The sequence below is a fragment of the Variovorax sp. UC122_21 genome (genome assembly GCF_044056785.1).
Classification (GTDB): Bacteria; Pseudomonadota; Gammaproteobacteria; order Burkholderiales; family Burkholderiaceae_C; genus Variovorax.
Map to the genome: position 1 here is coordinate 2,564,242 of NZ_CP172004.1, position 22,445 is coordinate 2,586,686.

Genomic DNA, 22,445 nt, shown 5'->3' on the forward strand with positions numbered 1-22,445 from the left:
GGGCCACACCATGAGCGTTCTAGGCATCGACCAGATCACCTACGGGGCGGACGACCTGCCCACCTGCCGCCGCTTCTTCGAGGACTGGGGCCTCGCGCTGAAGTCCGAGGCGCCCGGCGAACTCGTCTTCGAGTGCCTCAACGGCTGCCGGGTCGTCGTTGCGGCGTTGGACGATGCGCGCCTGCCGCCCGCGATGGAAGAGGGCCCGACCCTGCGCGAAGTGGTGTGGGGCGTGGAGAGCGAGGCCGACCTCGAGCGCTACGCCGCCGCGATCGCGAACGATCCGGGCTTCCTCGACGCCAGCATCGACGGCGCGCGCCGCATCGGCTGCATCGATCCCAACGGCCTGGCGGTGCGCCTGCAGGTCAGCCGCAAGCATGCCGTCGAGGTCGACTGCGGTGCGATGAACACCTGGAACGCCAAGCCGCGCCTCAACCGGCCCGCGCCGATCTACGAGCGCGCCACGCCGATCGAGGTCGGCCACGTGGTGTTCTTCGTCGGCGACGTGAAGGCCACGAGCGCCTTCTATGCCGAGCGCTTCGGCTTCGTCGGCTCCGACAGCTATCCGAACCGCGGCGCCTTCATGCGCTGCGCTCCCGACGGCGGCCACCACGACCTGTTCCTGCTGCAGATCCCCTCGGGCAAGCGCGGGCTCAACCACGTGGCCTTCACCGTGCGCGACATCCACGAGGTGTTCGGCGGCGGGCTGCACTTCTCGCGCCAGGGCTGGGACACGCAGCTCGGCCCGGGCCGGCACCCGGTCTCCTCGGCCTACTTCTGGTACTTCAAGAACCCGGCCGGCGGCCTGATCGAGTACTACGCCGACGAGGACCAGCTCACGGGCGACTGGCAGCCGCGCGAGTTCGAGCCGGGGCCGACGGTGTTCGCCGAATGGGCGGTCGATGGCGGCCTCGACGGCCACACGCGACGCCAGAAGAACGCGGAGGGGCCGAAGGGCGCCTTCCTCACCGAGAAGAAATGAGGGGTCCGATCACCATGCAACGACGCTTCTCCCTCTCCCTGCTGTTCGCGGCGCTGGCCGCCGTCGCCTTGCCCGCGGCCGCGCAAAGCGATGTGCACAAGCAACTGGCCACCGAGCGCTTCACCATCGTCTCGCCGTTCCCGCCGGGCGGGCCGGTCGACACGCTCGCGCGCATGCTGTCCGACGGGCTCGCCAGGCGCTACGGCCAGGCGGCCGTGGTCGACAACCAGGTCGGCGCGGCCGGCAACATCGGCATGGAGAAGGTCAAGCGCGCCAAGGGCGACGGCCACACGCTGATGGTGATCCCGGCCGGCAACGTCACGATCAATCCCACGCTGATGCCGAACTTCCCGTTCGACATGCAGAAGGACTTCGTGCCGATCACCATGCTGGCGAAGGCACCCAACGTGCTGGTGGCATCGCCGGCCTCGGGCATCAGGAACGTGAAGGAGCTGGTGGCGCAGGCCAAGGCCAGGCCGGGCACGCTGTCGTACGCCTCTCCGGGCGTGGGCAGCGGGCTGCACCTGGCGGGCGAGCTGTTCAAGCAGCAGGCCGGCATCGACCTGCTGCACGTGCCCTACAAGGGCACGCCGCCCGCGCTCAACGACGTGCTCGGCGGCTCGGTGCCGCTGATGTTCAGCAACCTGCCCGCGACCCTGCCGTTCATCGGCAACGGCAAGCTGATCGCGCTCGGCGTGACCGAGGCCGTGCGCAGCCCCGCCGCGCCCGACATCCCCACGCTGGCGGAGCAGGGCATACAGGGCGTGGCCGTGACCTCGTGGTACGGCCTGATGGCACCGCGCGGCACGCCGGCGGCGGTGGTCGACCAGCTCGCGAAGGACGCGTCCGAGATCCTGGCGCAGCCCGAGGTGCGCGAGCGCCTGAAGGCCCAGGGCATGACCGCCGCCGCGATGAAGCCGGCCGAGTTCACCGCGCACATCCGCGACGAGACGGCCGTCTGGGCCCGCATCGTCAAGGCGAGAAACATCGTGGCCGAATGAGCCGCGAACAAGAAGGAAGAGACACACCACCATGAACACCAGCGAATCCACCCTCGGCATCGTCGGCGCCGGCATCGGCGGCCTGGCCGCCGCCATCGCGCTGCGCCGCGCCGGCCACGACGTGGTCGTGTTCGAGCAGGCGAAGCAGTTCGCGCGCGTCGGCGCCGACATCAACCTCACGCCCAACGCGGTGCGCGCGCTCGACGGCCTCGGCGTCGGCGAGGCGGCCCGCGTGACCGCCGCGCGGCCCTCGCACCGCATCAGCCGTACCTACGACAGCGGCGTGGAGACCTCGCGCCTCGAGATGGCCGAATCGGCCGAGGCACGCTACGGCGCGCCGCAGCTCACGATCCACCGCGCCGACCTGCTGGCCGCGCTGGCCGGCATGTTCCCGGCCGAGCGCGTGGCGCTGGCCCGGCGCGCCGAGCGCATCGCGGCCGACGAGGGCGGCGTGACGATCTCCTTCACCGACGGCAGCGAGGCCCGCATGGGCGCGCTGATCGGCGCCGACGGCATCCACTCCTGCGTGCGCAACGCGATGTTCGGCGCCGAGAGCCCGCGCTTCACCGGCATCGTGGCCTACCGCGCCGTGGTGCCGGCCGAACGCGTGGCCGGCCTGCCGAACCTCGGCGCCTTCACCAAGTGGTGGGGCCGAATCCGCAGAGCCAGATCGTCACCTTCCCGCTCAACCGCGGCCGCGACATCTTCATCTTCGCGACCACGCCGCAGGACAGCTGGCAGCTCGAATCCTGGACCGCGCCGGGCGACGTGGACGAGCTGCGCGCCCAGTACACGGCCTACCACCCCGAGGCGCGCGCGCTGCTCGACGCCTGCGACACGGTGCTCAAGACCGCGCTCTACGAACGCGACCCGATGCCCGCCTGGGCGCGGGGGCGCATGGCGCTGATCGGCGATGCCGCGCATCCGATGCTGCCCTTCATGGCGCAGGGCGCGGGCATGGCGATCGAGGACGCGGTGGTGCTCGCGCGCCATCTCGAGGGCGTGGCGATGGACGGCATCGCCGCCGCGCTGGCCGACTTCGAGACCGCCCGCATCGAGCGCGCGAGCCAGGTGCAGCTCGGCTCGCGCGGCAACAACTGGCTGCGCGAGGGCGGCAACGCCGACTGGGTCTACGGCTACGACGCCTGGACCGCGCCGCTCGCCACGCCCGCGCTGGCCGCGATGGCCGCGACCGTTTGAAGAATTCCACCTCACCCACGGAGGACCCCATGCCACAAGACCGCTACCTGCAACCGCACCAGGCGCGCCAGCGCCCGGCCACCACCTACGAAGACCTGCTGGGCGACGTGATCGAGCGCGCCTTCGCCGACGGCATCCACGACCTGCCCGGGCTGGTGCAGCGGCTCAACGACAGCGGCCTGGCCACGCCCGGCGGCCTGGCCTGGACCGAGGCGCTGTACCGCAAGGAAATGGCCACGCTGGCCGGCTGAGGAGACACCATGAGCATCGCCATCCAACCCGTTCCGGCTGACCCGGTCGACCACCTGCTCGAGATCGGCCTCAAGGACCTCTGGTACCCGATCTGCCCCTCGCACTTCATCCAGGAGAACCCCGTCTCGCTGCGCCGCCTGGGCCGCAAGCTCGCGCTGTGGCGCGACGGCGAGGGCGTGCTGCATGCGCTCGAGGACCGCTGCCCGCACCGCGGCGCGCCGCTGTCGCAGGGCGTGGTGCTCGGCGACCGGCTCTCGTGCCCCTACCACGGCGTGGAGGTGCGGCACGACGGCGTGGTCACGCGCGTGCCCGGCAGCCCGGGCTGCAAGCTCGAGGGCTCGAAGGCCACGCGCCACTTCCACGTGCAGGAGCGCGCCGGGGCCGTGTTCCTCTACAACGCGAAGGAGCCGGTCGACGTGCCGCCGCCGCTGGTGCTGCCCGAGCAGCTGACCGACGACGCCGAGTATTCGAGCTTCCTCTGCTACACCGAGTGGAAGGGCGACTACCGCTACGTGCTCGACAACGTGATGGACCCGATGCACGGCACCTACCTGCACAAGCAGTCGCACTCGATGGCCGAGGGCGACTCGAGCGCCAAGTTCGGCATCCGGCCGACCGACATCGGCTTCGTGTTCGAGAAGGAAGGCCAGCGCAACGTCAACTTCGACTGGACCGAATGGGCCGACACCGGCATCCACTGGATGCGGCTGGAGATCCCGTATCCGAAGACCGGCGGCCCCGGCGGCAACTTCATCATCGTGGGCGCCTTCGCGCCGATCGTGAAGGGCATGACCGCCACCTTCTTCTGGCGCGTGCGCAAGCTGGCGCCGGGCTGGCAGCGCGACACCTGGCGCTTCCTCTACCGCAACCGGCTCGAGGCGCGCCACTGGCACGTGCTCGAGCAGGACCGCGTGATGCTCGAGGAGATGGAGGCCGACGCCAACCAGCACGAGAACCTCTACCAGCACGACCTGGGCATCGTGCGGCTGCGCCGCCACATGCGCAACCTGGCGGTGGCGCAGCTCGCGGAAGCGGCCGAGCCGGTCACCGCCTGAGCGAGGAAGCGATCGCCATGTCTTCTCCCACGCTGAACGCCCTCGTGCACACGATGCGCTACGAGGCCGACGGCATCGTGAGCGTCGAGTTCCGGCCGGCCACGCCCGCGGTGGAGTTTCCCGCCTTCGAGGCCGGCTCGCACATCGACCTGCACCTGCCCAACGGCCTGGTGCGCAGCTATTCGCTGTGCAATCCGGCCAGCGACCGCCAGCGCTACGTGGTGGGCGTGCTCAACGACCGCAAGAGCCGCGGCGGCTCGCGCTACGTGCACCAGCAACTGCGCGTGGGCATGACCCTGCCGATCTCGGCGCCGCGCAACAACTTCGCGCTCGAGGAGGACGCTCGGCGCTCGGTGCTGGTGGCTGGCGGCATCGGCGTCACGCCCATCTGGTGCATGCTGCAGCGGCTCGCGTCGCTCGGGCGGCCGGTCGAGCTGGTCTATTGCGCGCGCAGCCGCAAGGAAGCGGCCTTCGTCGAGGCCATCGAGGCGCTGGCGCGCGAGAAGGCCATCGAACTCAGCTGGCACTTCGACGACGAGCAGGGCGCGCCGCCCGATCTCGCGAAGCTGCTGGCCGGGCGCGGCGACGACAGCCACTACTACTGCTGCGGGCCCACGTCGATGCTCGATGCCTTCGAACGCAGCTGCGAGCAACTGGCCTATGCCAACGTGCACATCGAGCGCTTCGCCGCCGTGCATGTGGAGGCACCGGCCGCGACGCAGGGCTGCGTGGTGGCCTGCGCGAAGAGCGGGCGCGAGATCGAGGTGCCCGCGGGCAAGTCGATCCTCGACAGCCTGATCGATGCCGGCCTCGACCCCGACCACAGCTGCAAGGAAGGCGTGTGCGGCGCCTGCGAGACGGCCGTGCTCGAGGGCGAGGTCGAGCACCACGACGGCATCCTCACCAAGGCCGAACGCGCGGCCAACAAGACCATGATGATCTGCGTGTCGCGCTGCAAGGGCGCGCGTCTGGTGCTCGATATCTGATTCCCCCAAGGCCTCAGGCCAGAAGAAAAACCACCCGAGACATTCCATGAAAAAGTACTTGCTCACGCTGGTTTCGATCAGCGCGGCTGGCGGAGCGCTGGCCCAATCCTCCCTCACGATCTTCGGCGTGGTCGACGCCGCCGCCACCTACACGCGCGGCAGCGGGCCCGGCGCGGGCAGCAAGACGCAGCTCACGAACAGCGGCAACATGTTCAGCCGGCTCGGATTCCGCGGCACCGAGGACCTCGGTGGCGGCCTGTCGGCGGGCTTCTGGCTCGAGATGGGGCTGCAGAACGACAGCGCGCTGGGCTTTCCCTCGAACTCGAACAACCAGGCCAGCGGCAACGGCACGCCCGGCGTGCTGAGCTTCAACCGCCGCGCCACCGTGAGCCTCGCGGGGCCGTTCGGCGAGATCCGCCTGGGCCGCGACTACGTGCCGGCGTTCTGGAACACCGCGATCTACGACCCCTTCGGCACCGGCGGCGGCATCGGCGCCAACCAGCTGTACTTCTCGGGGCTGGGCGGCCTCACCGCGCCGACCGGTACGCGTGCTTCCAACAGCGTGGGCTACCTGCTGCCGGGCGGCCTCGGCGGCTTCTACGGCCAGGTGATGTACGCGATGGGCGAGAACGAGTCGACCTCGGTGCTGCCGGGCACGCTGGTGTCGAACAAGCGCGACGGCAACCATGCGGGCCTGCGCCTGGGCTATGCCGACGGCGGCTTCAACATCGCGCTGGCCACAGGCAAGACGCGCTACGCGAGCGGCGACCTGCGCGTGACCAACCTCGGCGCCTCCTACGCCTTCGGCCCGTCGCTGATGAATTTCAAGCTCACGGGCGAGCTCTACAGCGAGTCGAAGGGCTCCGCCGATGCCAAGGGCGCGCTGATCGGCTTCCATCTGCCGATCGGGCCGGGCGAGATCAAGGGCTCGTATGCGCGCTACCGGCTCGAGCCCTTCGGCGCGCTGCGCAATCCCACCTCGTCGAAGCTCGCGCTGGGCTACGTGCACAACCTGTCGAAGCGCACCGCGCTCTACGCCACCGTGGCGCGCATCAGCAACAGCAACGGCGCGGCCGCGGCCCTCACGGGCGCGATCACGGCGCCGAACCGGTCCTCGAGCGGCACCGAGTTCGGCATGCGCCACATGTTCTGAGAGGGCGAACGCGCCCGGAAAGTCCCATGCGAAGCCAGAGCAAGAACCTCCGCTGGTACGGCGTGATCACGCTGTTCCTGATCGTCGCGATCTCCTACGTGGACCGCATCAACATCGCGGTGCTGATCACCGACGCCGACTTCCTGCGCCACGTGGGCATCGCGCCGGACGACCGGGTGCGCCAGGGCTTCCTCGCGACGGCCTTCATGCTCGGCTACGGCATCTCGGCCTTCGTGCTCACGCCGTTCTGCTCGGCGCTGTTCGGCGTGCGGCGCAGCCTGATCTATGGCCTCGTGTTGTGGGGCGTGGTGACCTGGGCCTCGCCGCTGTTCCACAGCTACGGGCTGCTGCTGGCCTCGCGCGTGCTGCTGGGCGTGTCGGAAGGGCCGCTGTTCTCGCTCGCCTCGTCGTACATCAAGGCGCATTTCCGCGGCGACGAGAACGGCAAGCCCAACGCGATCGTCAACATGGGCACCGGGCTCGGGCTGGCGCTGGGTTTCCCGCTCGTGGGCTGGCTGCTCGCGCAGTACGCCTGGGACAGCTCGTTCCACGTGCTGGGCGTGCTCAACATCGTGCTGGGCATTCCGCTCGTGCTGGCCTTCGTGCGCATGCCGGCCGGGCAGGGCGATGCGATAGCGCCGAAGTCCTTCGGCGACGCGATGGCGCGCGTGGGCGGCATCGTGAAGGGCGCGCTGCACACGCGCCACCTGTTCCTGATCACGCTGCTGACCTCGGCCGCGCTGGCCTACCTCTGGGGCAGCAGCAACTGGCTGCCGACCTACCTGCGCGAGGCGCGCGGCTTCTCGCTGCGCGAGATGGGCTGGCTGGCCTCGCTGCCGCAGTACGCGACCGTGCTCGCGGTGTTCGTCGGCGGTGTGCTGGTCGACCGGCTGGGCCGCGCGCGCGTGCCCTTCATCTTCATGGGCGCCAGCGCGGGCGTGGCGCTGTCGGTGCTGCTGGCGATCAGCGCGCACGATCCCTACGTGGCGGCCTGCTGCCTGGTGGCGGCGAACTTCTTCTGGGGCCTGCAGAGCCCGGCGATCCCGAGCACGGTGCAGCACTGCGCGCGGCCCGAGCACACGGCCAGCGCCTTCGGCGTGACCAACGGCGTGGGCAGCCTGGTGGCCGGCTTCATGCCGGTGCTGATGGGCGGGGTGATCGGCGCGCTGTCCTCGGCCGGCGCGGCGGGCCATGGCGCGGGCGGCGGATCGGCCGCGGGTTTCTTCGCGGGCTTCGCGCTCTTGATCGGCACGCAGGTGGTGGTGTTCGGCTGCGGGCTGGCGCTGTGGCGGCGCGACCGGGTGCCGCGGGCGGTGGAAGGACTGGACGGGGTTTCTTCCCGGCTGTCCTGAGCCGCAGAGAACCGTTCACGCCGAGCGTGTCGAAGCGCCGCGCAAGGCTTCGACAGGCTCAGCCCGAACGGTTTCTCGTCGATCGAGCGCGCGGCAGCTTCAGGGCGCGACGCTCGCGCCCTCGATGCCATGGCGCTGCAGCGCGTCGGCCACGAAGCCGCTGGACTTCATCTCTTCCACGAAGGCCGCGAGCAGCGCCTGGGCCTCGGCGCCGCGGCTGGCCGGCGTGCCCATGGCCTGCTGGATCACCATGAAGCGGCCCGGCAGCAGGCGCACGCCCGAGGACCGTCGCGCCTCGGTCTCGAGCAGCTGGCGGATGCCGGCGGCCACGTCGACCTGGCCCGCGCGCAGCGCCGAGAGCACGGCCTGCGCGCCCTGCACGCGGACCAGTTCGGCCTGGCGGATCTCGCGCGTGAGGAACAGGTCGTAGGCGCTGCCCGCGCCGACCGCGATGCGGTGGCCGGCCTCGTCGACCTGCGCGTTGTCCTGCAACTCGGAGCCGTCGCGCACCAGGTAGCTGCCCTCGATCAGCACATAGGGCGCGGTGAAGCGCAGGCCCTCGCTGCGCGCCGGATCGATCGCGAAGAAGCCGATGTCGGCGCGCTCGGCCTTCACCGCGTCGACCGAGGCCGCGGCCTTGTCGAACACCACCAGCTCCACGCCCACGCCGAGGCGGCGCGCGAATTCGTGGGCCAAGTCGATCGACACGCCCACGGGCTGGTAGCTCACCGGGTGCTTGTTGGCCAGGATCGGATTGCCGAGGTTGATCGAGGCGCGCAGCGTGCCGCTGGGCGCGAAGGCGGTGACGAGGGCGGGGGAGATCTGGGTCATGGCAGTGCGTCGGGGAGGGCGCGCGGGCGCCGGGGCGTGGCCCCCGGAGTTTACGGGCGCGGCCGAAATTCCTACTGCGCCTACAGGTTCTCACTCACCGGACTTTCAGCCTCATCGCGTAGGCTTCGGGTATCCCAAGAAAAATAGCTGCCAGGCTGTCGCCCATCGTGCCGATCTCCACCTTTCTCGTCGAAGACAACCCCCTCATCCGCCACAACCTCATCGCCGCCATGGAGGATGAAGCCGACATCCTGCTGGTCGGCACGGCCGCCACCGAGGCCGAGGCCATCGAGCGGCTCGACGCCTGCGACCCGCCGTGGGAGCTGCTGGTGGTCGACCTGTTCCTCGAGGAGGGCTCGGGCCTGGGCATCGTCAAGCGCTACCGCGAGCGCCGCGCCGGCCAGCGCGTGGTGGTGCTGACCAACTACGGCACCGACGACATCGCGGGCTGGGCGCGCGAGCTCGGCGCCGACGCGGTGTTCGACAAGTCGGCCGGGCTCGACGACTTCTTCTCGTTCTGCGCCGGACTCGGGGTCGAGGCCCCGGGCGCCCGCTGATGGCGGCGCCCCGGCCGGCCGCCTCGGTCGCGCTGCAGCCGCTGCGCGAGGCCACGCGCGACCTGCACCATGCGCTCGACAGCCAGCTGCGCATCGGCGGCGACGAGGCCACGCTGGCCGACTATGCCGCGCACCTGCGCGCGCTGCGGCCCTGGCTGGGCGCGGTGCGCACCGCGCTCGCGGGCTCGGGCGTGGCGGCGCTCGAGGCGGTGGCGCGGCAGCTCGGGTTGCGGCTCGAGGCGCTCGAACTCGACCTGCGCGACGCGCAGGCCGCCGGGCCGGCCACGCTGCCCGCACCGCCCGATGCGGGCGCGCTCGCCGCGCAGGCCACCGACCCCGGCTTCGCCTGGGGCCTGGCCTATGTGGTCGAAGGCTCACGCCTGGGCGGCAGCGTCATGCACCGCCGGCTGGCGCCGCGGCTCGCGCCGCATCCGATGCGCTACTTCGCGCCGGTCGGCGCCGAGGACGGCACGCCCGCGCACTGGCGCCATTTCGTCGCCCAGCTCGGCGAGGCACTGCGCGATGCGGCCGCCGTCCGGTCGGCGCAGCGCGGCGCGGTGGCGGGCTTCGAGGCGCTGATGCCGTGCTTCGGTCTCGCGCGCGACGGCGGAACCGCGCCGTCTCCAAGCCGCGACCCCAGCCTTCACGCCACGTAGGAATCCGCTGACGCGACCCCCCCTGGGGCCGCTGGCATGATCGATTCGACCTCGATTCGTTCTTCCTCCAATACCGCGCCGGCCCGTCCGGCCTCGTTTTCCGCCCCGAAAGTGCCAGCTCCCCCCACGTCATCGAACCCCCACCCAGGCGCTGCTCGCGGCGGCGTCGATGCGGTCGACCTGACGAGCTGCGATCTCGAGCCGATCCGCGTGCCCGGTTCGATCCAGCCGCATGGCCGGATGCTGGTGCTGGCGGCCGAAGGGCTGGATCGGCTGGCCTGGAGCGACAACTGGCCCGAGGGCGAAGCCGCCGCCGCGGCGCAGGCCCTGCGCGCCGTGGTGCTGCCGCCGCTGCAGCCCGGCGCCTCGCCGGTGTCGCTGGGCGCGCTCGACATCGCCGGCCGCGCGCTCGACGTGGCGGTGCACCGCACCGAGCAGCACCTGATCGCCGAGTTCGAGGCCGCGAAGCCGGCCGCGGGCAACGAGGCGCCGATCTATGCGCTGAGCCGTATCCTGCTGCCCGCGCTGCAGCAGGCGCGCGACGTGGACGAGCTCGCCGGCCTGGTAGCGCGCGCGATGAAGCAGCTCACGGGTTTCGGCCGCTGCCTGGTCTACCGCTTCGATGCCGCGGGCCACGGCGAGGTGCTGGCCGAGGCCGCCGACGCGGGCTACGACAGCTACGTCGGCCATCACTTCCCGGCCTCCGACATCCCGCAGCAGGCGCGCGCGCTCTACCTGGTCAACCACTTCCGGCTGATCGCCGACGCGAACTACCAGCCGGTGCCGCTGGTCTCGAGCGACGCGGCGCTGGCGCCGGCCGACATCGACCTCTCGCAGGCGCAACTGCGCAGCGTGTCGCCGATCCACCTCGAGTACATGCGCAACATGGGCACCCTGGCCTCGATGTCGGTGTCGATCGTGGTGCGCGGCCGGCTCTGGGGCCTGATCTCCTGCCACGACCACGACCCGCGCTTCCTCGACACCGCGACCCGGCTGGCCTGCGAGCACATGGGCCAGCTGCTGTCGATGCAGATCGACGCCAAGGAGACCCACGGCGAGGTGGCCGAGCGGCTCGAGCTGCGCCAGCTCACGCTGCAGACCGTGTCGCAGCTCGCCGACAGCGATGCCACCTTGCGCCGGCTGGTCGAGGAAGGCTCGCTGCTGCTGCGCGTGGCGCGCGCCACCGGCGCGGCCGTGGTGCTCGACGACGCGGTCTGGACCGTGGGCGACGTGCCCGACGAGGCGCGGATCCAGGAGCTCGCGCACTGGATCGCCGGGCTCGGCGTCGAGGTCTACGACAGCGACTCGCTGGCCACCCACTTCAAGCCCTTCGCCGACTGCCAGGCGGTCGCGGCCGGCGTGCTGGCCATCTCGATCTCGCAGGTGCACCGCCACCTGATCCTGTGGTTTCGGCCCGAGATCGTGCAGACGGTGCAATGGGCCGGCGATCCGCGCAAGCCGATGGTGCCGAGCGGCCAGCGCATGCATCCGCGGCTGAGCTTCCAGAGCTGGGTCGAGCACATCCGCGGTCGCTCCAATCCCTGGTCGGCGGCCGAGGTGGGCGCGGCCGTCGAGCTGCGCCAGGCGCTGATCGGCATCGTGCTGCGGCGCGCCGAGGAACTGGCGGCCGTGGCGACCGAGCTGGGGCGCGTCAACCGCGAGCTCGAAGCCTTCTCGTACACCGTCTCGCACGACCTGCGCGCGCCCATGCGTCACATCGCGGGCTATGTCGACCTGGTGACGCAGACCGAGGGCCAGCAGCTGACCGACCGCGCGCGCCGCTACCTGGGGCACGTGAAGGACGCGGCCGCCTTCGCGGGCCAGATGGTCGACGCGCTGCTCGACTTCTCGCGCATGGGCCGCGCCGCGCTGCAGAAGCGCGCGGTCGACACGCCCTCGCTGGTCGAGGGCCTGGTGCGCGAGCTGGTGCGCATCGAGCCGGGGCGTCACATCGAATGGCACGTCGAGCCCGACCTGCCGCCGCTGCATGCCGACCCGCTGCTGCTGCAGGTCACGGTGCGCAACCTGCTGGCCAACGCGGTCAAGTACTCGCGCACCCGCGAGCCCGCCGTGATCACGGTGCGCGCGGTGCGCAATGCCGCCGGCACCGGCCTCGAGGTCGAGGACAACGGCGTGGGCTTCCAGATGAAGTACGTCGACAAGCTGTTCGGCGTGTTCCAGCGGCTGCACCAGGCCGAGGAATTCGAGGGCACGGGCATCGGCCTGGCCAACGTGAAGCGGATCGTGGAGCGGCATGGCGGCACGGTGTGGGCGCGCGGCGAACTCGGCGCGGGCGCCTGCTTCGGCTTCGTGCTGCCGGGCCCGGACACGGAAGCCGGCAAGACAATCAACGGAACTGACGGAGAAGAGGATGCTTAAGCCGATCCTGCTGGTCGAAGACGACAAGCGCGACCTGGAACTCACCCTGGTGGCGCTCGAGCGCAGCCAGCTTGCGAACGACGTGGTCGTGCTGCGCGACGGCGCGCAGGCGCTCGACTACCTCAAGCGCGAGGGCGAGCATGCGGACCGTGCCGAGGGCAATCCGGCCGTGATCCTGCTCGACCTCAAGCTGCCGAAGGTGACCGGGCTCGAGGTGCTGCAGGAGGTGCGCGCCTCCGCCGCGCTGCGCAGCATCCCGGTGGTGATGCTGACCTCGTCGCAGGAGGAGTCGGACGTGCTGCGCAGCTACGAGCTCGGCGTCAACGCCTATGTGGTCAAGCCGGTGGCTTTCGACCGGTTCGTCTCGGCGATCGCCGACCTCGGGGTGTTCTGGGCCGTGCTCAACGAACCGCCGCCGGGGTCGCTCAAGGCCACCCGGCGCCATGAGTAGCGGCACGTCTTCCACGACGGCCCCCGACATCCTCGTCCTCGAGGATTCGCGCTTCGACGTCGAGCTGCTGACCGAGGCCCTGATCGCCGCGCTGCCCGAGGCACGCGTGACCGTGGTGTGCGACGAGGAGGGCTTCACGGGCGCGCTGGAAAGCGCGCGCTACCAGCTGATCCTGTCGGACTACGAGCTGCCGGGCTTCTCGGGCGCGCATGCGCTCGAGATCGCGCGCGCGGTGGCGCCGCTCACGCCCTTCATCTTCGTCTCGGGCGTGATCGGCGAGGACAACGCGGTCGAGCTGCTCAAGCGCGGCGCCACCGACTACGTGAGCAAAGGCCGCCTGGCGCGGCTGCCGGTGGTGATGGAGCGCGCGCTCAAGGAGGCGGCCGACCGCGAGGCCAAGCAGGCGGCCGAGGCCAAGCTGCGCGTGGCGCACGAGATCTTCGGCGCCGCCGAGGCGCGCCGGCTGGCGCTGATCGAACTCAGCGACCGCATCCGCGACATGGACGGCATCTGCGAGATCGCCTACACCGCCTCGCAGATGCTGGGCACGCAACTGGGGGTGGACCGCGCGGGCTACGGCCTGGTGAACACGGCGGCCGAGACCATCGAGATCGAGCGCGACTGGACCGCGCCGGGCGTGAGCAGCCTGGCCGGCACGCTGCGCTTTCGCGACTACGGCAGCTACATCGACGACCTGCGCCGCGGCACGACCGTGGTCTTCGCCGATGCCCACGAGGACCCGCGCACGCGCGCCAATGCCGCCGCGCTCGACGGCATCGGCGCGCGCGCCGTGGTCAACATGCCGCTGACCGAACGCGGCGGGCTGGTGGGGCTGCTCTTATCTCAACCACGGCAGCGCGCGCCCCTGGTCGCGCGACGAGCTCGATTTCATCGGCGAGGTCGGCGAGCGCATCCGCTCGGCGATCGCGCGGCGCGAGGCGCAGCTCGAGCTGCAGGCCTTCGCCGAATCGCTGGCGCGCGAGGTCGAGGTGCGCACGCGCGAGCGCGACCGCACCTGGGAACTGAGCCAGGACCTGCTGGCCGTGGCCAATGACCAGGGCCGTTTCGAGAGCGCCAATCCGGCCTGGGAGGCGGTGCTCGGCTGGAGCCGCCAGGAGCTGATGGCGATGCCGTTCCGCGAGCTGGTGCATCCGGACGACCTCGAGGCCACCGAGGCCGAACTCGCGCGGCTGGCCCGCGGCGAGCGCACGCGCGGCTTCGAGAACCGCTACCGCGCCAAGGACGGCAGCTACCGCTGGCTGTCGTGGACCGCGGTGCCCGACGGCGGCCTCAACTACTCGGCCGCGCGCGACATCACCGAGCAGAAGGAACGCGCCGCGGAACTCGAGACGGCGCGCGAGCAGCTGCGCCAGAGCCAGAAGCTCGAGGCCGTGGGCCAGCTCACGGGCGGCCTGGCGCACGACTTCAACAACCTGCTGGCGGCCATCGGCGGCAGCCTGGAACTGATGCGCCGGCGCGGGCTCGAGGGCCGGCAGGCCGACCTCGAGCGCTACATCGGCGTGGCGCACGGCGCCGTCAAGCGCGCGGCCGCGCTCACGCACCGGCTGCTGGCCTTCTCGCGCCGGCAGACGCTGGAGCCCAAGTCGGTCAACCTCAACCGCCTGGTGAGCGGCATGGAGGACCTGCTGCGCCGGACCATGGGGCCCGCCATCGCGCTCGAGACCGTGGCCGCGGTCGGGCTGTGGAACGTGCATGCCGATCCGAGCCAGCTCGAGAACGCGCTGCTCAACCTGTGCATCAACGCGCGCGACGCCATGCCCGAGGGCGGCACGCTGGTGGTCGAGACCGCCAACCGCTGGGTCGATGCGCGCAGCGCGCCGGGCCGCGACCTGCCGGCGGGCCAGTACGTCTCGCTCACGGTCAGCGACAACGGCGTGGGCATGAGCCCCGAGGTGGTGGCGCGCGCCTTCGATCCCTTCTTCACCACCAAGCCGATCGGCATGGGCACCGGGCTCGGGCTGTCGATGATCTACGGCTTCGCCAAGCAGTCGGGCGGGCAGGTGCGCATCTATTCCGAGGTCGGCAAGGGCACCTCGGTCAGCATCTACCTGCCGCGCCACGACCGCAAGGAGGAGCGCGCGGACGAGGCCGAGCAGGTCGAGACCGCGCCGCGTGCCGACCGCGGCGACACCGTGCTGGTGGTCGACGACGAGGCCTCGCTGCGCATGCTGATCGTCGAGGTGATGCAGGGGCTGGGCTATGCCACGCTCGAGGCCGGCGACGGCGCCGACGCGCTGCGCATCCTCGAATCGAACCAGCGCATCGACCTGCTGCTGACCGACGTCGGCCTGCCCGGCGGCATGAACGGCCGCCAGGTGGCCGATGCCGCGCGCACGCTGCGCGCCGGCCTCAAGGTGCTGTTCATCACCGGCTATGCCGAGAACGCGGTGCTGAGCCATGGCCACCTGGCGCCCGGCATGCACGTGATGACCAAGCCCTTCGAGATGGATGCGCTGGCCAAGCGGGTCAAGACGCTGATCGAGTCGCGCTGAGGGCAGGGATGTTCGCCCGCCGCTAGGATCGGCGGGTCCTTCGCATCCTCCTCGGCGCCATGACCCAACTCTCGCCCCTGCTGCTCATCGCCGGCGTCTACCTCGCCGTGCTCGCGAGCCCGGGCCCCAACTTCTTCATCCTGAGCCAGATGGCGCTCGACGGCCGGCAGCGCGAATCGCGCTACGTGGTGCTGGGGCTCACGACCGGCTCGATCTTCTGGGTCGTGCTCTCGCTCGCGGGCATGTCCACCCTGATGGCTCACCACCCGTGGCTGGCCTCGGCCGTGCGCCTGCTCGGCGCGAGCTACCTGGTCTGGTATGGCGCGAGCCTGCTGTGGCGCGCCGTGGCCCGGCCCGCGAAGACCGCCGCGGGCACTGCGCGCCGTGCGCCCGCGAGCACGCGCAGCGATGCGCGCGGCGCCTACCGCGCGGGCCTGCTGACCGGCATCACCAACCCCAAGGGCGCGGCCTTCTGGACCAGCGTGTTCGCGACCCTGGTGCCCGCGCAGGCCGCGGGCTGGTTCTATCCCGCCACCATCGTGATGGTGGCCGTGCTCTCGCTGCTGTGGCACTTCGGGATCACCGTGGTGTTCGGCGCCGAGGCGATCCGCGCGCGCTACCTGCGCGTGGAGCGCTGGGTCGATGGCGTGGCCGGCGGCATGCTGGTCATGCTGGGGCTGCAGCGGATCGTGGCCAGATAGGCGCTCAGGCCGCGGCGGCTTCGGGCAGCTTCGCGACCACCTTGATCTCGAAGTCGAAGCCGTAGAGCCAGGTCACGCCGATGGCGGTGGCCGTGGGATGCGGCGCATCGCCCCAGAACTCGGCGAGCACCAGGTTCCAGATGCGCTCGAACTTCGAGGCCGGATCGACGATGAAGACGGTCACGTCGATCACGTCGGCGAAGCTGGCGCCGGCCGCCGCGAGCACGGCATTCAGGTTCTCAAAGGCCAACCGGACCTGGGCCTCGAGCTCGGGTTCGGGCGAACCGTCGGGCCGGCTGCCGACCTGGCCCGAGACGAACAGCAGGCCGTTGGCGCGCACGGCCGGCGAATAGCGGTGGCGCTCGTAGAGCGCCTGGCGGCCGGCGGGGAAGACGACATCGCGTGCGGAGGACATGGGATTCACTTTCTTCGATGGTTGCGGATGCAGTGAATCTAGGTGTTCGCCCTTTGCGGATAAACGGGCAAGACGCACAATGACTGTTTGGTAACCCCAAACAATCGGGCGACGAGATGGACCGTTTCGATGCGATGCAGGCCTTCGCGCGCGTGGTGGAAGCCGGCAGCTTCACCAAGGCGGCGCAGACCCTGCACATGAGCAAGACCACCGTGACCCAGCTGGTCCAGCAGCTCGAGGCGCGGCTGCGCGTGAAGCTGCTGCACCGCACGACGCGGCAGATCAAGGTCACGGCCGAGGGCACGCTCTACTACGAGCGCGTGGTGCGCCTGCTGGCCGACCTCGAGGACGCCGACACCAGCCTGGCCAGCGCCACCGCCTCGCCCAAGGGGCGGCTGCGCATCGACGTGCCAGCCCCGCTGGCGCGGCTGATCCTGGTGCCGGCGCTGCCGGCCTTCCATGCGCGCCATCCCGAGATCCAGCTTGACCTCGGCGTGAGCGACCGCGTGGTCGACGTGATCGGCGACAACGTCGACTGCGTGCTGCGCGGCGGCGAGCTCACCGACTCCTCGCTGGTGGCGCGCCGCGTGGGCGACCTGCGGCTCGGCGTCTATGCGGCGCCCGGCTACCTGGCGCGCGCGGGCACGCCCGTGCATCCGCGCGAGCTCGAGGACTCGCACCATCGCATCGTCGGCTTCCTGCGCTCGCGCAGCGGCACGCTGGCGCCGATCGCGCTGTCGCGCGCGGGCGAGCAGTTCGTGCCGCGGGGCCGCCACGTGGTCGCGCTCGACGACGGCAACGCCTATGCCGCGGCCGGCGTCGCGGGCATGGGCGTGCTCTGGCTGCCGCGCTACATGGCGACGGCGCACCTCGCCAGCGGCGAGCTGGTGCCGCTGTTCGAGGACTGGGAGGTGGCTTCGATGCCGCTGTACCTGGTGTTCCCGCCGAACCGGCACCTGAGCGCGAAGCTGCGCGTGTTCATCGACTGGGTCGACGAACTGATGGCGAAGCATGCGCCGCTTGCGGTGCCGGGCGGCTCATGAAGCGGCGCGCGCCTCAACGCGAGGCCAGCGGCTCCAGCCCCGTCTTCGCGATCGTCGGCGCGCTGGCCGGCGAGTTCAGGTAGCGGATCAGTTCGCGCGCGGCCTCGGGCTGTGTCGACGCGGTGGCGATGCCGGCCGAGAACACCGTCACCTGCTGCACCTCGGCCGGCAGCGGGCCGACGTAGTCGATGCCCTCGATCGGCAGCAGTTCGCTGACCTGCTGCAGGCCGAGCGCCGCGTCGCCGCGCGCCACCACGCTGCCCACGCGCTCGCTGAGGATGCGGCGGCTCTTGGGCTTGACCTGGGCCTCGAGGCCGAGCTTCCTGAGCAGCTCGGTCTCGTAGTAGGTGCCGCTGGCGCTGGCCGAATAGGCGATCGAGGGCGCCGCGAGCAGGGTGCGCTTGAGCGCCTCGACGCTCGAGATGTCGGGCCTGGGCGCGCCCTTGCGCACCGCGAAGCCGATCGAGGAACGCACCAGGTCGACCTGGCTGCCGGGTCGCACCTGGCCCTGCGCGACCAGCGCATCGAGCGCGGGCCGGGCCAGGATCACGACATCGACCGGCTCCTTGCGCGCGAGGCGGCTCGGAATGGAGTCGTTGGCATTGCCCATCGAGGCGCCGTAGGCGGTCTTCACCGCGCGGCCGCTGGCGCGCTCGAAGCCGGGCGCAGTTCGTTGTAGGCGGCGGTGAAGCCGCCCGAGGTCATCACGTGGAGCTCGGGCTTCGGTGCCGGCGGCGTGCCGCCGGGGCTGCCGCAGCCGGCGAGCGCGAGCCCGAGGGCCGCGCCGAGCAGGGCACGGCGCGTGAAGGCTGCGAGGCGAGGGGGCTGGATGGTCATGGTGTCTCCTGTGTCGATGTCGCGTCCGCCATCGTAGGAGCCCTGGCTGTCAATCCGCCGTCAGCGCAGCGCGGGTCTTCACCGAGGCGGTGGCACCCCGCTCGATGCCTTCGCGCGCGAGCGGCAGCCGCACCGTCACCAGCAGGCCCGGGCCGGGCCGGGTCTCGCCGAGCGCGATGCTGCCGCCGTGCGCCTCGGTGGCCGAGCGCACGATCGCGAGGCCCAGGCCGCTGCCGGTCTGGGTCTGGTCGGGGTCGCGGAAGAAGCGGTCGAACACGCGCTCGCGCAGCGCGGGCGGAATGCCCGGGCCCTGGTCGGCCACGCTCAGCTCGGCCTGCGCGCCGTCGCGCCGCAGGCCCACGGTCACGGTCGATCCCGGCGGCGCGTACTTGGTGGCGTTGTCGATCAGGTTGTCGATCATCGACACCAGACTGTCGCGGTCGCCGGCCACCGGCGCGGGGTCGTCGCTCAGCAGTTCGACCTCCACGCCGCGCGTGCGCGCGAGCACCGACAGCGCGGCCAGCCGTTCCTGCACCAGGTCGTCGAGGCGCAGCAGCGCGGGGCGCGGCGCCGACACCTGGGCCGCGCTGCGCATCAGGTGCAGCAGCTGGTTCACCAGCCGCTCGGCGCGCGCGCTGGCGCTGACTATGCGCGCCATCAGCTCCTGCTGGCGCGCGGGCGGCACCGCCTCGGGCTGCGCCTGCAGGCCCTGCAGCGCCTCCACGTTCACGCGCAGCGCCGCGATCGGCGTGCGCAGCTCGTGCGCGGCATCGGCGATGAAGCTCTGCTCGCGCTCCATGCTCGCGCGCAGCCGCTGCATCAGCGCGTTGAAGTTGTCGACCAGCGGGCGCAGCTCGTCGTGGCGCGTCTGCGTGGCGAGCGGCGCGAGCTCGCGCACGTCGCGCGACGCGATCTCGCGCGCCACCTTGCGCCAGGGCCGCAGCGCGAGCCGGATCGACAGCCAGGCCGGCAGCAGCAGGAAGGGCACGCTGATGACCAGCGGCAGGATGTAGTAGCCGCGCGAATGGAAGGTCAGCCACATCTGCGGGCCGGCCGGCAGCACCAGCGCGACGCGCGTGGCGCCGTCCTCGCTCTCGAGCGAGCGCGTGCGCCACTGCTTGCCCTGCGCGGTCACGTCCTCGGGCACGCCGAGGCGGCTGTTGGCGATGTCGACGGGCACGCCGTCCGAGTGGTAGACCAGCCGGCCGTGCTGCCACACCAGCAGGCTCGGCGAGAGCGAGGGATCGTTGTCGCTGCCCATGGTCTCGCGCAGCGCGGTGTCCATGCGCTGGAGGCTCTCGGCCAGCGCGGCGGGCCGGTCGGCCAGGTTGTGCGCCACCGACAGCACGCTGCGGTGCGAGGTGTCGACCATGCCCATGTCCTCGGTCAGCGAGGTGCCGAGCACCAGCCCCACCGCGATGCTCCACAGCAGCGTGAGCATCGCCACCTGCGCCAGCATCAGCCGGCGCACCAGCGTCGGCCGCAGCAGCCGGCGCCAGCCGCGCGGGGCGTCGGAGGCTGCCGCCAAGGCCGTCAAGACGACGTTCCCGGCAGCCTCAGCGCGGCCTGGTCGATCACGTAGCCGATGCCGCGCACGGTGCGGATGTAGCCGTCGCCGATCTTGCGGCGCAGGTTCGAGATGTGGACTTCGAGCACGTTGCTGCCATGGGTCTGCCAGGCCGGCAGCACCTGCTGCTCGAGCATGCGCCGCGTGATCACGCGGTCGGTGCGCTTGATCAGCAGGCTCAGCAGCTTGAACTCGCTGCGCGACAGGTCGACCGGCTGGCCGTTGACCTGCACGCGCTGCGTGGGTTCGTGCAGCCACAGGCCGCGCACCTCGAAGGTCACGCCGTCGCTGCCGTAGCTGCGGCGCGCGAGCGCGCGCACGCGCGACAGCATCTCGGCGAGAACGAAAGGTTTCACCAGGTAGTCGTCGGCACCGTTGTCGAGCCCGAGCAGGCGGTCGTCGAGCGCATCGCGCGCGCTGAGGATCAGCACCGGCAGCCGCGATTCGGCGCGCCGCACGTGCTGCAGCAGGCCAAGGCCGTCGCCGTCGGGCAGGCCCAGGTCGAGCAGCAGCAGGTCGCAGCCCTCGCCATCGAGGATGCGCCGCGCATCCTCGATGCGGCGCACCCACACCACCTCCATGCCCTGCGTCTGCAGCGCCACGCGGATGCCGGTCGCGAGGTCGAAATCGTCTTCCACCACAAGTATCTTCATGAATGCAATCTAACCGTCGAAGCTGAAGAAATTCCTAATGCTTCTCGACCAGGCCCGAAAGGTGCAAGGCCGTACGAGCTGCCGAATCTTCAGCAGATCTTCATCTGCGTTGCCCACGATCCAGCAGGCTCGCGCGTTGCTCCACCGGCCGGCCTGTGCGCCGGCATCGCATCCCCCGGTCCTTCCTCGCCCTTCGACGATGTCCCTCGACGCCACTTCCTTCCTGCCGCATTTCCGCTCGGCCCAGGCCCATGCGGCGCTCTCGCAGTCGTACGACCGCGTGCTCGCGCACTGGCCGGTGCCGGTGGAGTCGCGCCATGTCGACACGCGGCGCGGCCGCGCCCACCTGCTGGTCTGCGGCCCGGCTTACGGCGTGCCGGTGCTGCTGCTGCATGCCGAGGGCGGCAATGCCACCACCTGGGTCCACATGGCCGGCGTGCTCGCGGGCGCGCTGCGCGTGTATGCGGTCGACATCGTCGGCGATGCCGGCCGCAGCGAGGGCCGCCGCCCGGCCAGCGAGGACGACTACTGCGACTGGCTCGAGGACGTGCTGATCGGCGTCGGCCGGCCCAAGGTGGGGCTGTGCGGCGTCTCCTTCGGCGCCTGGCTCGCCGCGGCCTACATGCGGCGCTCGTTGCGCCGCGTCTCGAAGCTCGCGCTGCTGGCGCCGCCGCGCATCGGCCCGCGGCGCGTGCTGCCCGCGGCCTGCGCGCTGCTCGCGCGGATGTTTCCCAGCGACGGCAACCTGCGCCGCCTGCATGCGCTGAACTCGTCGCCGCGTGCCTGTCCGCTGCCCGAATGGGCGCTCGATGACCTGCTCGTGCGCTGGCGCAGCCAGGGCGCCGGACCGCCGCGCGCCGCGGGCCTCGGCGACGCCGAGCTGCGGCTGCTGCCGGCCGGCACCCGCGTGCTGCTCGGCGAGGACGATGCGCGGCATGCCATCGATGTCGCGAGCCGAAGGCTGCGCGTCCATGCGCCGCGTGTCGAGCTGATGGTGGTGCCCGATGCGGGGCATGCGATCGAGCTGGACCAGGCGCAGCGCGTGGGGCAGATCTTGCTCGATCACTTTCGCGGGCGCGGCTACGTGCTGTAGCGCGGTCCAAAGTCCGCAGCAGCGGTGGCGACGCGAACCAAAGAACGCGTGCGTCGCGATCAATGCAACTGCGCTGCATCAACGAAAAAAGCGTCGCCCTGTGGTTTCGATGCATCGCATCGACAGCGCGGCACCGCGCATCGCGTGAGTCCATCTTCGTACCCCGCGAAGCATCACGCATCGTTGACTCCATTCGTCGTACGACGCGCGAACAATTTGAGAGGGAAAAGTTCCGCGCTTCGTTGACGCGCAGGGGGAGCGGCAGTTAGAACTGTGCGCACTCGATGGAGGGAGAACGCGTGAAGATCTCGAACACCAAGCGCACACACTCCCGCCGTTGCGTCCTCGCTGCCGACCGCTTCATGGTCGGTGCCGGAAGACGCAAGGCGGCCGATGGGTCCGTGCCGATCGCGGCCTCGGCCATCGCACGCCGCGTGCATCGCATGCGCGCCCCTCGCTGAATCGAACGCTCCGGCTCCCGGTGCGATTCATCCTCTCGCTGCCCCGCGCATCGTCGGGTATGCACATCCTGCTGCGCATACCGAATCCGCCGATGCCGCGGATCCTCGGCCCGCCGCGTCGATCGCCGGTGCGGTCGCACGCGGCACGCGCTTGCCGCGTCCACTGAAACCGCTGCTCATGGCTGGCACTGCCTGCCTGTCGAACGATCGGTTCGACGGGAGGGTGGCGTCTTGCCGGCGCGCGAGCCTTTCACCCCCTTAACCCGCGCGCGTTCCATGCAGGAGCCGGCCACACGCCGGCAGGTGC

21 protein-coding genes and 2 pseudogenes are annotated in these 22,445 nt (G+C 71.1%); 18 read left to right on the top strand and 5 right to left on the bottom strand.

The features are described from left to right. Window positions 1-10: 10 nt before the first annotated feature. The 8 genes and pseudogenes from ACHMXE_RS24390 (at window position 11) to ACHMXE_RS24425 (ending at window position 7,981) form a co-directional block, all read left to right on the top strand. Entirely contained in the window at window positions 11-982 is a 972-nt protein-coding gene (locus tag ACHMXE_RS24390) for a VOC family protein (RefSeq protein ID WP_395351861.1), read from the top strand. A 14-nt stretch (window positions 983-996) separates the two neighbouring features. After that, window positions 997-1,983 carry a Bug family tripartite tricarboxylate transporter substrate binding protein gene (locus ACHMXE_RS24395; RefSeq protein ID WP_395351863.1) on the top strand — a complete coding sequence of 329 codons (987 nt, stop codon included), beginning with the start codon at window positions 997-999 and terminating at the stop codon, window positions 1,981-1,983. Window positions 1,984-2,014: 31 nt separating this feature from the next. Beyond that, window positions 2,015-3,183: pseudogene (locus ACHMXE_RS24400) on the top strand (FAD-dependent monooxygenase). Between the two features lie 29 nt (window positions 3,184-3,212). Next, window positions 3,213-3,434 carry a recombinase-like helix-turn-helix domain-containing protein gene (locus ACHMXE_RS24405; RefSeq protein ID WP_057595700.1) on the top strand — a complete coding sequence of 74 codons (222 nt, stop codon included), beginning with the start codon at window positions 3,213-3,215 and terminating at the stop codon, window positions 3,432-3,434. 9 nt (window positions 3,435-3,443) lie between these two features. Beyond that, window positions 3,444-4,490, top strand: a complete 1,047-nt coding sequence (locus ACHMXE_RS24410; protein WP_395351865.1) for a Rieske 2Fe-2S domain-containing protein — start codon at window positions 3,444-3,446, stop codon at window positions 4,488-4,490. 17 nt (window positions 4,491-4,507) lie between these two features. After that, window positions 4,508-5,476 (top strand): PDR/VanB family oxidoreductase, encoded by a 969-nt coding sequence (locus ACHMXE_RS24415; RefSeq protein ID WP_395351867.1) that lies wholly within the window; start codon window positions 4,508-4,510, stop codon window positions 5,474-5,476. Window positions 5,477-5,522: 46 nt separating this feature from the next. Next, entirely contained in the window at window positions 5,523-6,629 is a 1,107-nt protein-coding gene (locus ACHMXE_RS24420) for a porin (protein ID WP_395351869.1), read from the top strand. Between the two features lie 26 nt (window positions 6,630-6,655). Continuing rightward, on the top strand, window positions 6,656-7,981 hold the full coding sequence (locus ACHMXE_RS24425) for an MFS transporter (RefSeq protein WP_395351871.1): 1,326 nt from the start codon (window positions 6,656-6,658) through the stop codon (window positions 7,979-7,981). A gap of 99 nt (window positions 7,982-8,080) precedes the next feature. On the opposite strand, the gene ACHMXE_RS24430 is transcribed toward ACHMXE_RS24425, so the two are convergent. Beyond that, window positions 8,081-8,812 (bottom strand): ABC transporter substrate-binding protein, encoded by a 732-nt coding sequence (locus ACHMXE_RS24430; RefSeq protein ID WP_395351873.1) that lies wholly within the window; start codon window positions 8,810-8,812, stop codon window positions 8,081-8,083. A gap of 167 nt (window positions 8,813-8,979) precedes the next feature. On the opposite strand from ACHMXE_RS24430, the gene ACHMXE_RS24435 reads away from it, so the two are divergent. The 7 genes from ACHMXE_RS24435 to ACHMXE_RS24465 all read left to right on the top strand — a co-directional run bounded on the left by ACHMXE_RS24435 (window position 8,980) and on the right by ACHMXE_RS24465 (window position 16,069). Further along, window positions 8,980-9,369, top strand: coding sequence for a response regulator (locus ACHMXE_RS24435; RefSeq protein ID WP_203201498.1), 390 nt, complete (start codon window positions 8,980-8,982; stop codon window positions 9,367-9,369). Next, a complete protein-coding gene (locus tag ACHMXE_RS24440) occupies window positions 9,369-10,025 on the top strand; it encodes a biliverdin-producing heme oxygenase (protein WP_395351875.1) in 657 nt (218 codons plus the stop codon). The genes ACHMXE_RS24435 and ACHMXE_RS24440 overlap by 1 nt, the downstream gene beginning before the upstream one ends. Before the next feature lie 111 nt (window positions 10,026-10,136). After that, window positions 10,137-12,404 (top strand): ATP-binding protein, encoded by a 2,268-nt coding sequence (locus ACHMXE_RS24445; protein ID WP_395351878.1) that lies wholly within the window; start codon window positions 10,137-10,139, stop codon window positions 12,402-12,404. Continuing rightward, window positions 12,397-12,855: a response regulator gene (locus tag ACHMXE_RS24450; RefSeq protein WP_057593082.1), complete on the top strand. Its 459-nt coding sequence runs from the start codon at window positions 12,397-12,399 to the stop codon at window positions 12,853-12,855. Before ACHMXE_RS24445 ends, ACHMXE_RS24450 begins: the two co-directional genes overlap by 8 nt. Continuing rightward, window positions 12,848-13,909 (top strand): response regulator, encoded by a 1,062-nt coding sequence (locus ACHMXE_RS24455; protein WP_395351880.1) that lies wholly within the window; start codon window positions 12,848-12,850, stop codon window positions 13,907-13,909. The genes ACHMXE_RS24450 and ACHMXE_RS24455 overlap by 8 nt, the downstream gene beginning before the upstream one ends. Beyond that, window positions 13,845-15,368 (top strand): ATP-binding protein, encoded by a 1,524-nt coding sequence (locus ACHMXE_RS24460; protein WP_395351882.1) that lies wholly within the window; start codon window positions 13,845-13,847, stop codon window positions 15,366-15,368. Before ACHMXE_RS24455 ends, ACHMXE_RS24460 begins: the two co-directional genes overlap by 65 nt. 59 nt (window positions 15,369-15,427) lie before the next feature. Then, window positions 15,428-16,069 carry a LysE family transporter gene (locus ACHMXE_RS24465; RefSeq protein WP_395351884.1) on the top strand — a complete coding sequence of 214 codons (642 nt, stop codon included), beginning with the start codon at window positions 15,428-15,430 and terminating at the stop codon, window positions 16,067-16,069. A 4-nt stretch (window positions 16,070-16,073) separates the two neighbouring features. Here the strand turns inward: ACHMXE_RS24465 and ACHMXE_RS24470 are convergent, their stop codons facing one another. Further along, entirely contained in the window at window positions 16,074-16,484 is a 411-nt protein-coding gene (locus ACHMXE_RS24470; protein WP_203201494.1) for a RidA family protein, read from the bottom strand. Between the two features lie 116 nt (window positions 16,485-16,600). Between ACHMXE_RS24470 and ACHMXE_RS24475 the strand changes: the two genes are divergently transcribed. Beyond that, window positions 16,601-17,527, top strand: a complete 927-nt coding sequence (locus ACHMXE_RS24475) for a LysR family transcriptional regulator (protein WP_395351886.1) — start codon at window positions 16,601-16,603, stop codon at window positions 17,525-17,527. Between the two features lie 13 nt (window positions 17,528-17,540). On the opposite strand, the pseudogene ACHMXE_RS24480 reads toward ACHMXE_RS24475, so the two are convergent. The 3 genes and pseudogenes from ACHMXE_RS24480 to ACHMXE_RS24490 all read right to left on the bottom strand — a co-directional run bounded on the left by ACHMXE_RS24480 (window position 17,541) and on the right by ACHMXE_RS24490 (window position 20,584). Then, window positions 17,541-18,364: pseudogene (locus ACHMXE_RS24480) on the bottom strand (substrate-binding domain-containing protein). 49 nt (window positions 18,365-18,413) lie between these two features. After that, a complete protein-coding gene (locus tag ACHMXE_RS24485) occupies window positions 18,414-19,892 on the bottom strand; it encodes an ATP-binding protein (RefSeq protein WP_395351888.1) in 1,479 nt (492 codons plus the stop codon). Between the two features lie 5 nt (window positions 19,893-19,897). After that, a complete protein-coding gene (locus tag ACHMXE_RS24490) occupies window positions 19,898-20,584 on the bottom strand; it encodes a response regulator (RefSeq protein ID WP_203201491.1) in 687 nt (228 codons plus the stop codon). 199 nt (window positions 20,585-20,783) lie between these two features. Here ACHMXE_RS24490 and ACHMXE_RS24495 point away from each other — a divergent pair, with 199 nt between their 5' ends. Together ACHMXE_RS24495 and ACHMXE_RS24500 are read left to right on the top strand one after the other, a co-directional pair. Next, the gene (locus tag ACHMXE_RS24495) at window positions 20,784-21,677 is read left to right on the top strand and encodes an alpha/beta fold hydrolase (RefSeq protein WP_395351890.1); all 894 of its coding nucleotides are present in this window, start codon (window positions 20,784-20,786) and stop codon (window positions 21,675-21,677) included. 299 nt (window positions 21,678-21,976) lie between these two features. Continuing rightward, window positions 21,977-22,138: a hypothetical protein gene (locus ACHMXE_RS24500; protein WP_395351892.1), complete on the top strand. Its 162-nt coding sequence runs from the start codon at window positions 21,977-21,979 to the stop codon at window positions 22,136-22,138. The last annotated feature ends 307 nt before the right edge of the window (window positions 22,139-22,445 follow it).

Excerpts from the sequence above, each read along its gene's own strand:
- ACHMXE_RS24390 (WP_395351861.1), top strand. The coding sequence starts at position 11 with ATGAGCGTTCTAGGCATCGACCAGATCACCTACGGGGCGGACGACCTG.
- ACHMXE_RS24395 (WP_395351863.1), top strand. The coding sequence starts at position 997 with ATGCAACGACGCTTCTCCCTCTCCCTGCTGTTCGCGGCGCTGGCCGCC.
- ACHMXE_RS24405 (WP_057595700.1), top strand. The coding sequence starts at position 3,213 with ATGCCACAAGACCGCTACCTGCAACCGCACCAGGCGCGCCAGCGCCCG.
- ACHMXE_RS24410 (WP_395351865.1), top strand. The coding sequence starts at position 3,444 with ATGAGCATCGCCATCCAACCCGTTCCGGCTGACCCGGTCGACCACCTG.
- ACHMXE_RS24415 (WP_395351867.1), top strand. The coding sequence starts at position 4,508 with ATGTCTTCTCCCACGCTGAACGCCCTCGTGCACACGATGCGCTACGAG.
- ACHMXE_RS24420 (WP_395351869.1), top strand. The coding sequence starts at position 5,523 with ATGAAAAAGTACTTGCTCACGCTGGTTTCGATCAGCGCGGCTGGCGGA.
- ACHMXE_RS24425 (WP_395351871.1), top strand. The coding sequence starts at position 6,656 with ATGCGAAGCCAGAGCAAGAACCTCCGCTGGTACGGCGTGATCACGCTG.
- ACHMXE_RS24430 (WP_395351873.1), bottom strand. The coding sequence starts at position 8,812 with ATGACCCAGATCTCCCCCGCCCTCGTCACCGCCTTCGCGCCCAGCGGC.
- ACHMXE_RS24440 (WP_395351875.1), top strand. The coding sequence starts at position 9,369 with ATGGCGGCGCCCCGGCCGGCCGCCTCGGTCGCGCTGCAGCCGCTGCGC.
- ACHMXE_RS24450 (WP_057593082.1), top strand. The coding sequence starts at position 12,397 with ATGCTTAAGCCGATCCTGCTGGTCGAAGACGACAAGCGCGACCTGGAA.
- ACHMXE_RS24455 (WP_395351880.1), top strand. The coding sequence starts at position 12,848 with ATGAGTAGCGGCACGTCTTCCACGACGGCCCCCGACATCCTCGTCCTC.
- ACHMXE_RS24465 (WP_395351884.1), top strand. The coding sequence starts at position 15,428 with ATGACCCAACTCTCGCCCCTGCTGCTCATCGCCGGCGTCTACCTCGCC.
- ACHMXE_RS24470 (WP_203201494.1), bottom strand. The coding sequence starts at position 16,484 with ATGTCCTCCGCACGCGATGTCGTCTTCCCCGCCGGCCGCCAGGCGCTC.
- ACHMXE_RS24475 (WP_395351886.1), top strand. The coding sequence starts at position 16,601 with ATGGACCGTTTCGATGCGATGCAGGCCTTCGCGCGCGTGGTGGAAGCC.
- ACHMXE_RS24490 (WP_203201491.1), bottom strand. The coding sequence starts at position 20,584 with ATGAAGATACTTGTGGTGGAAGACGATTTCGACCTCGCGACCGGCATC.
- ACHMXE_RS24495 (WP_395351890.1), top strand. The coding sequence starts at position 20,784 with ATGTCCCTCGACGCCACTTCCTTCCTGCCGCATTTCCGCTCGGCCCAG.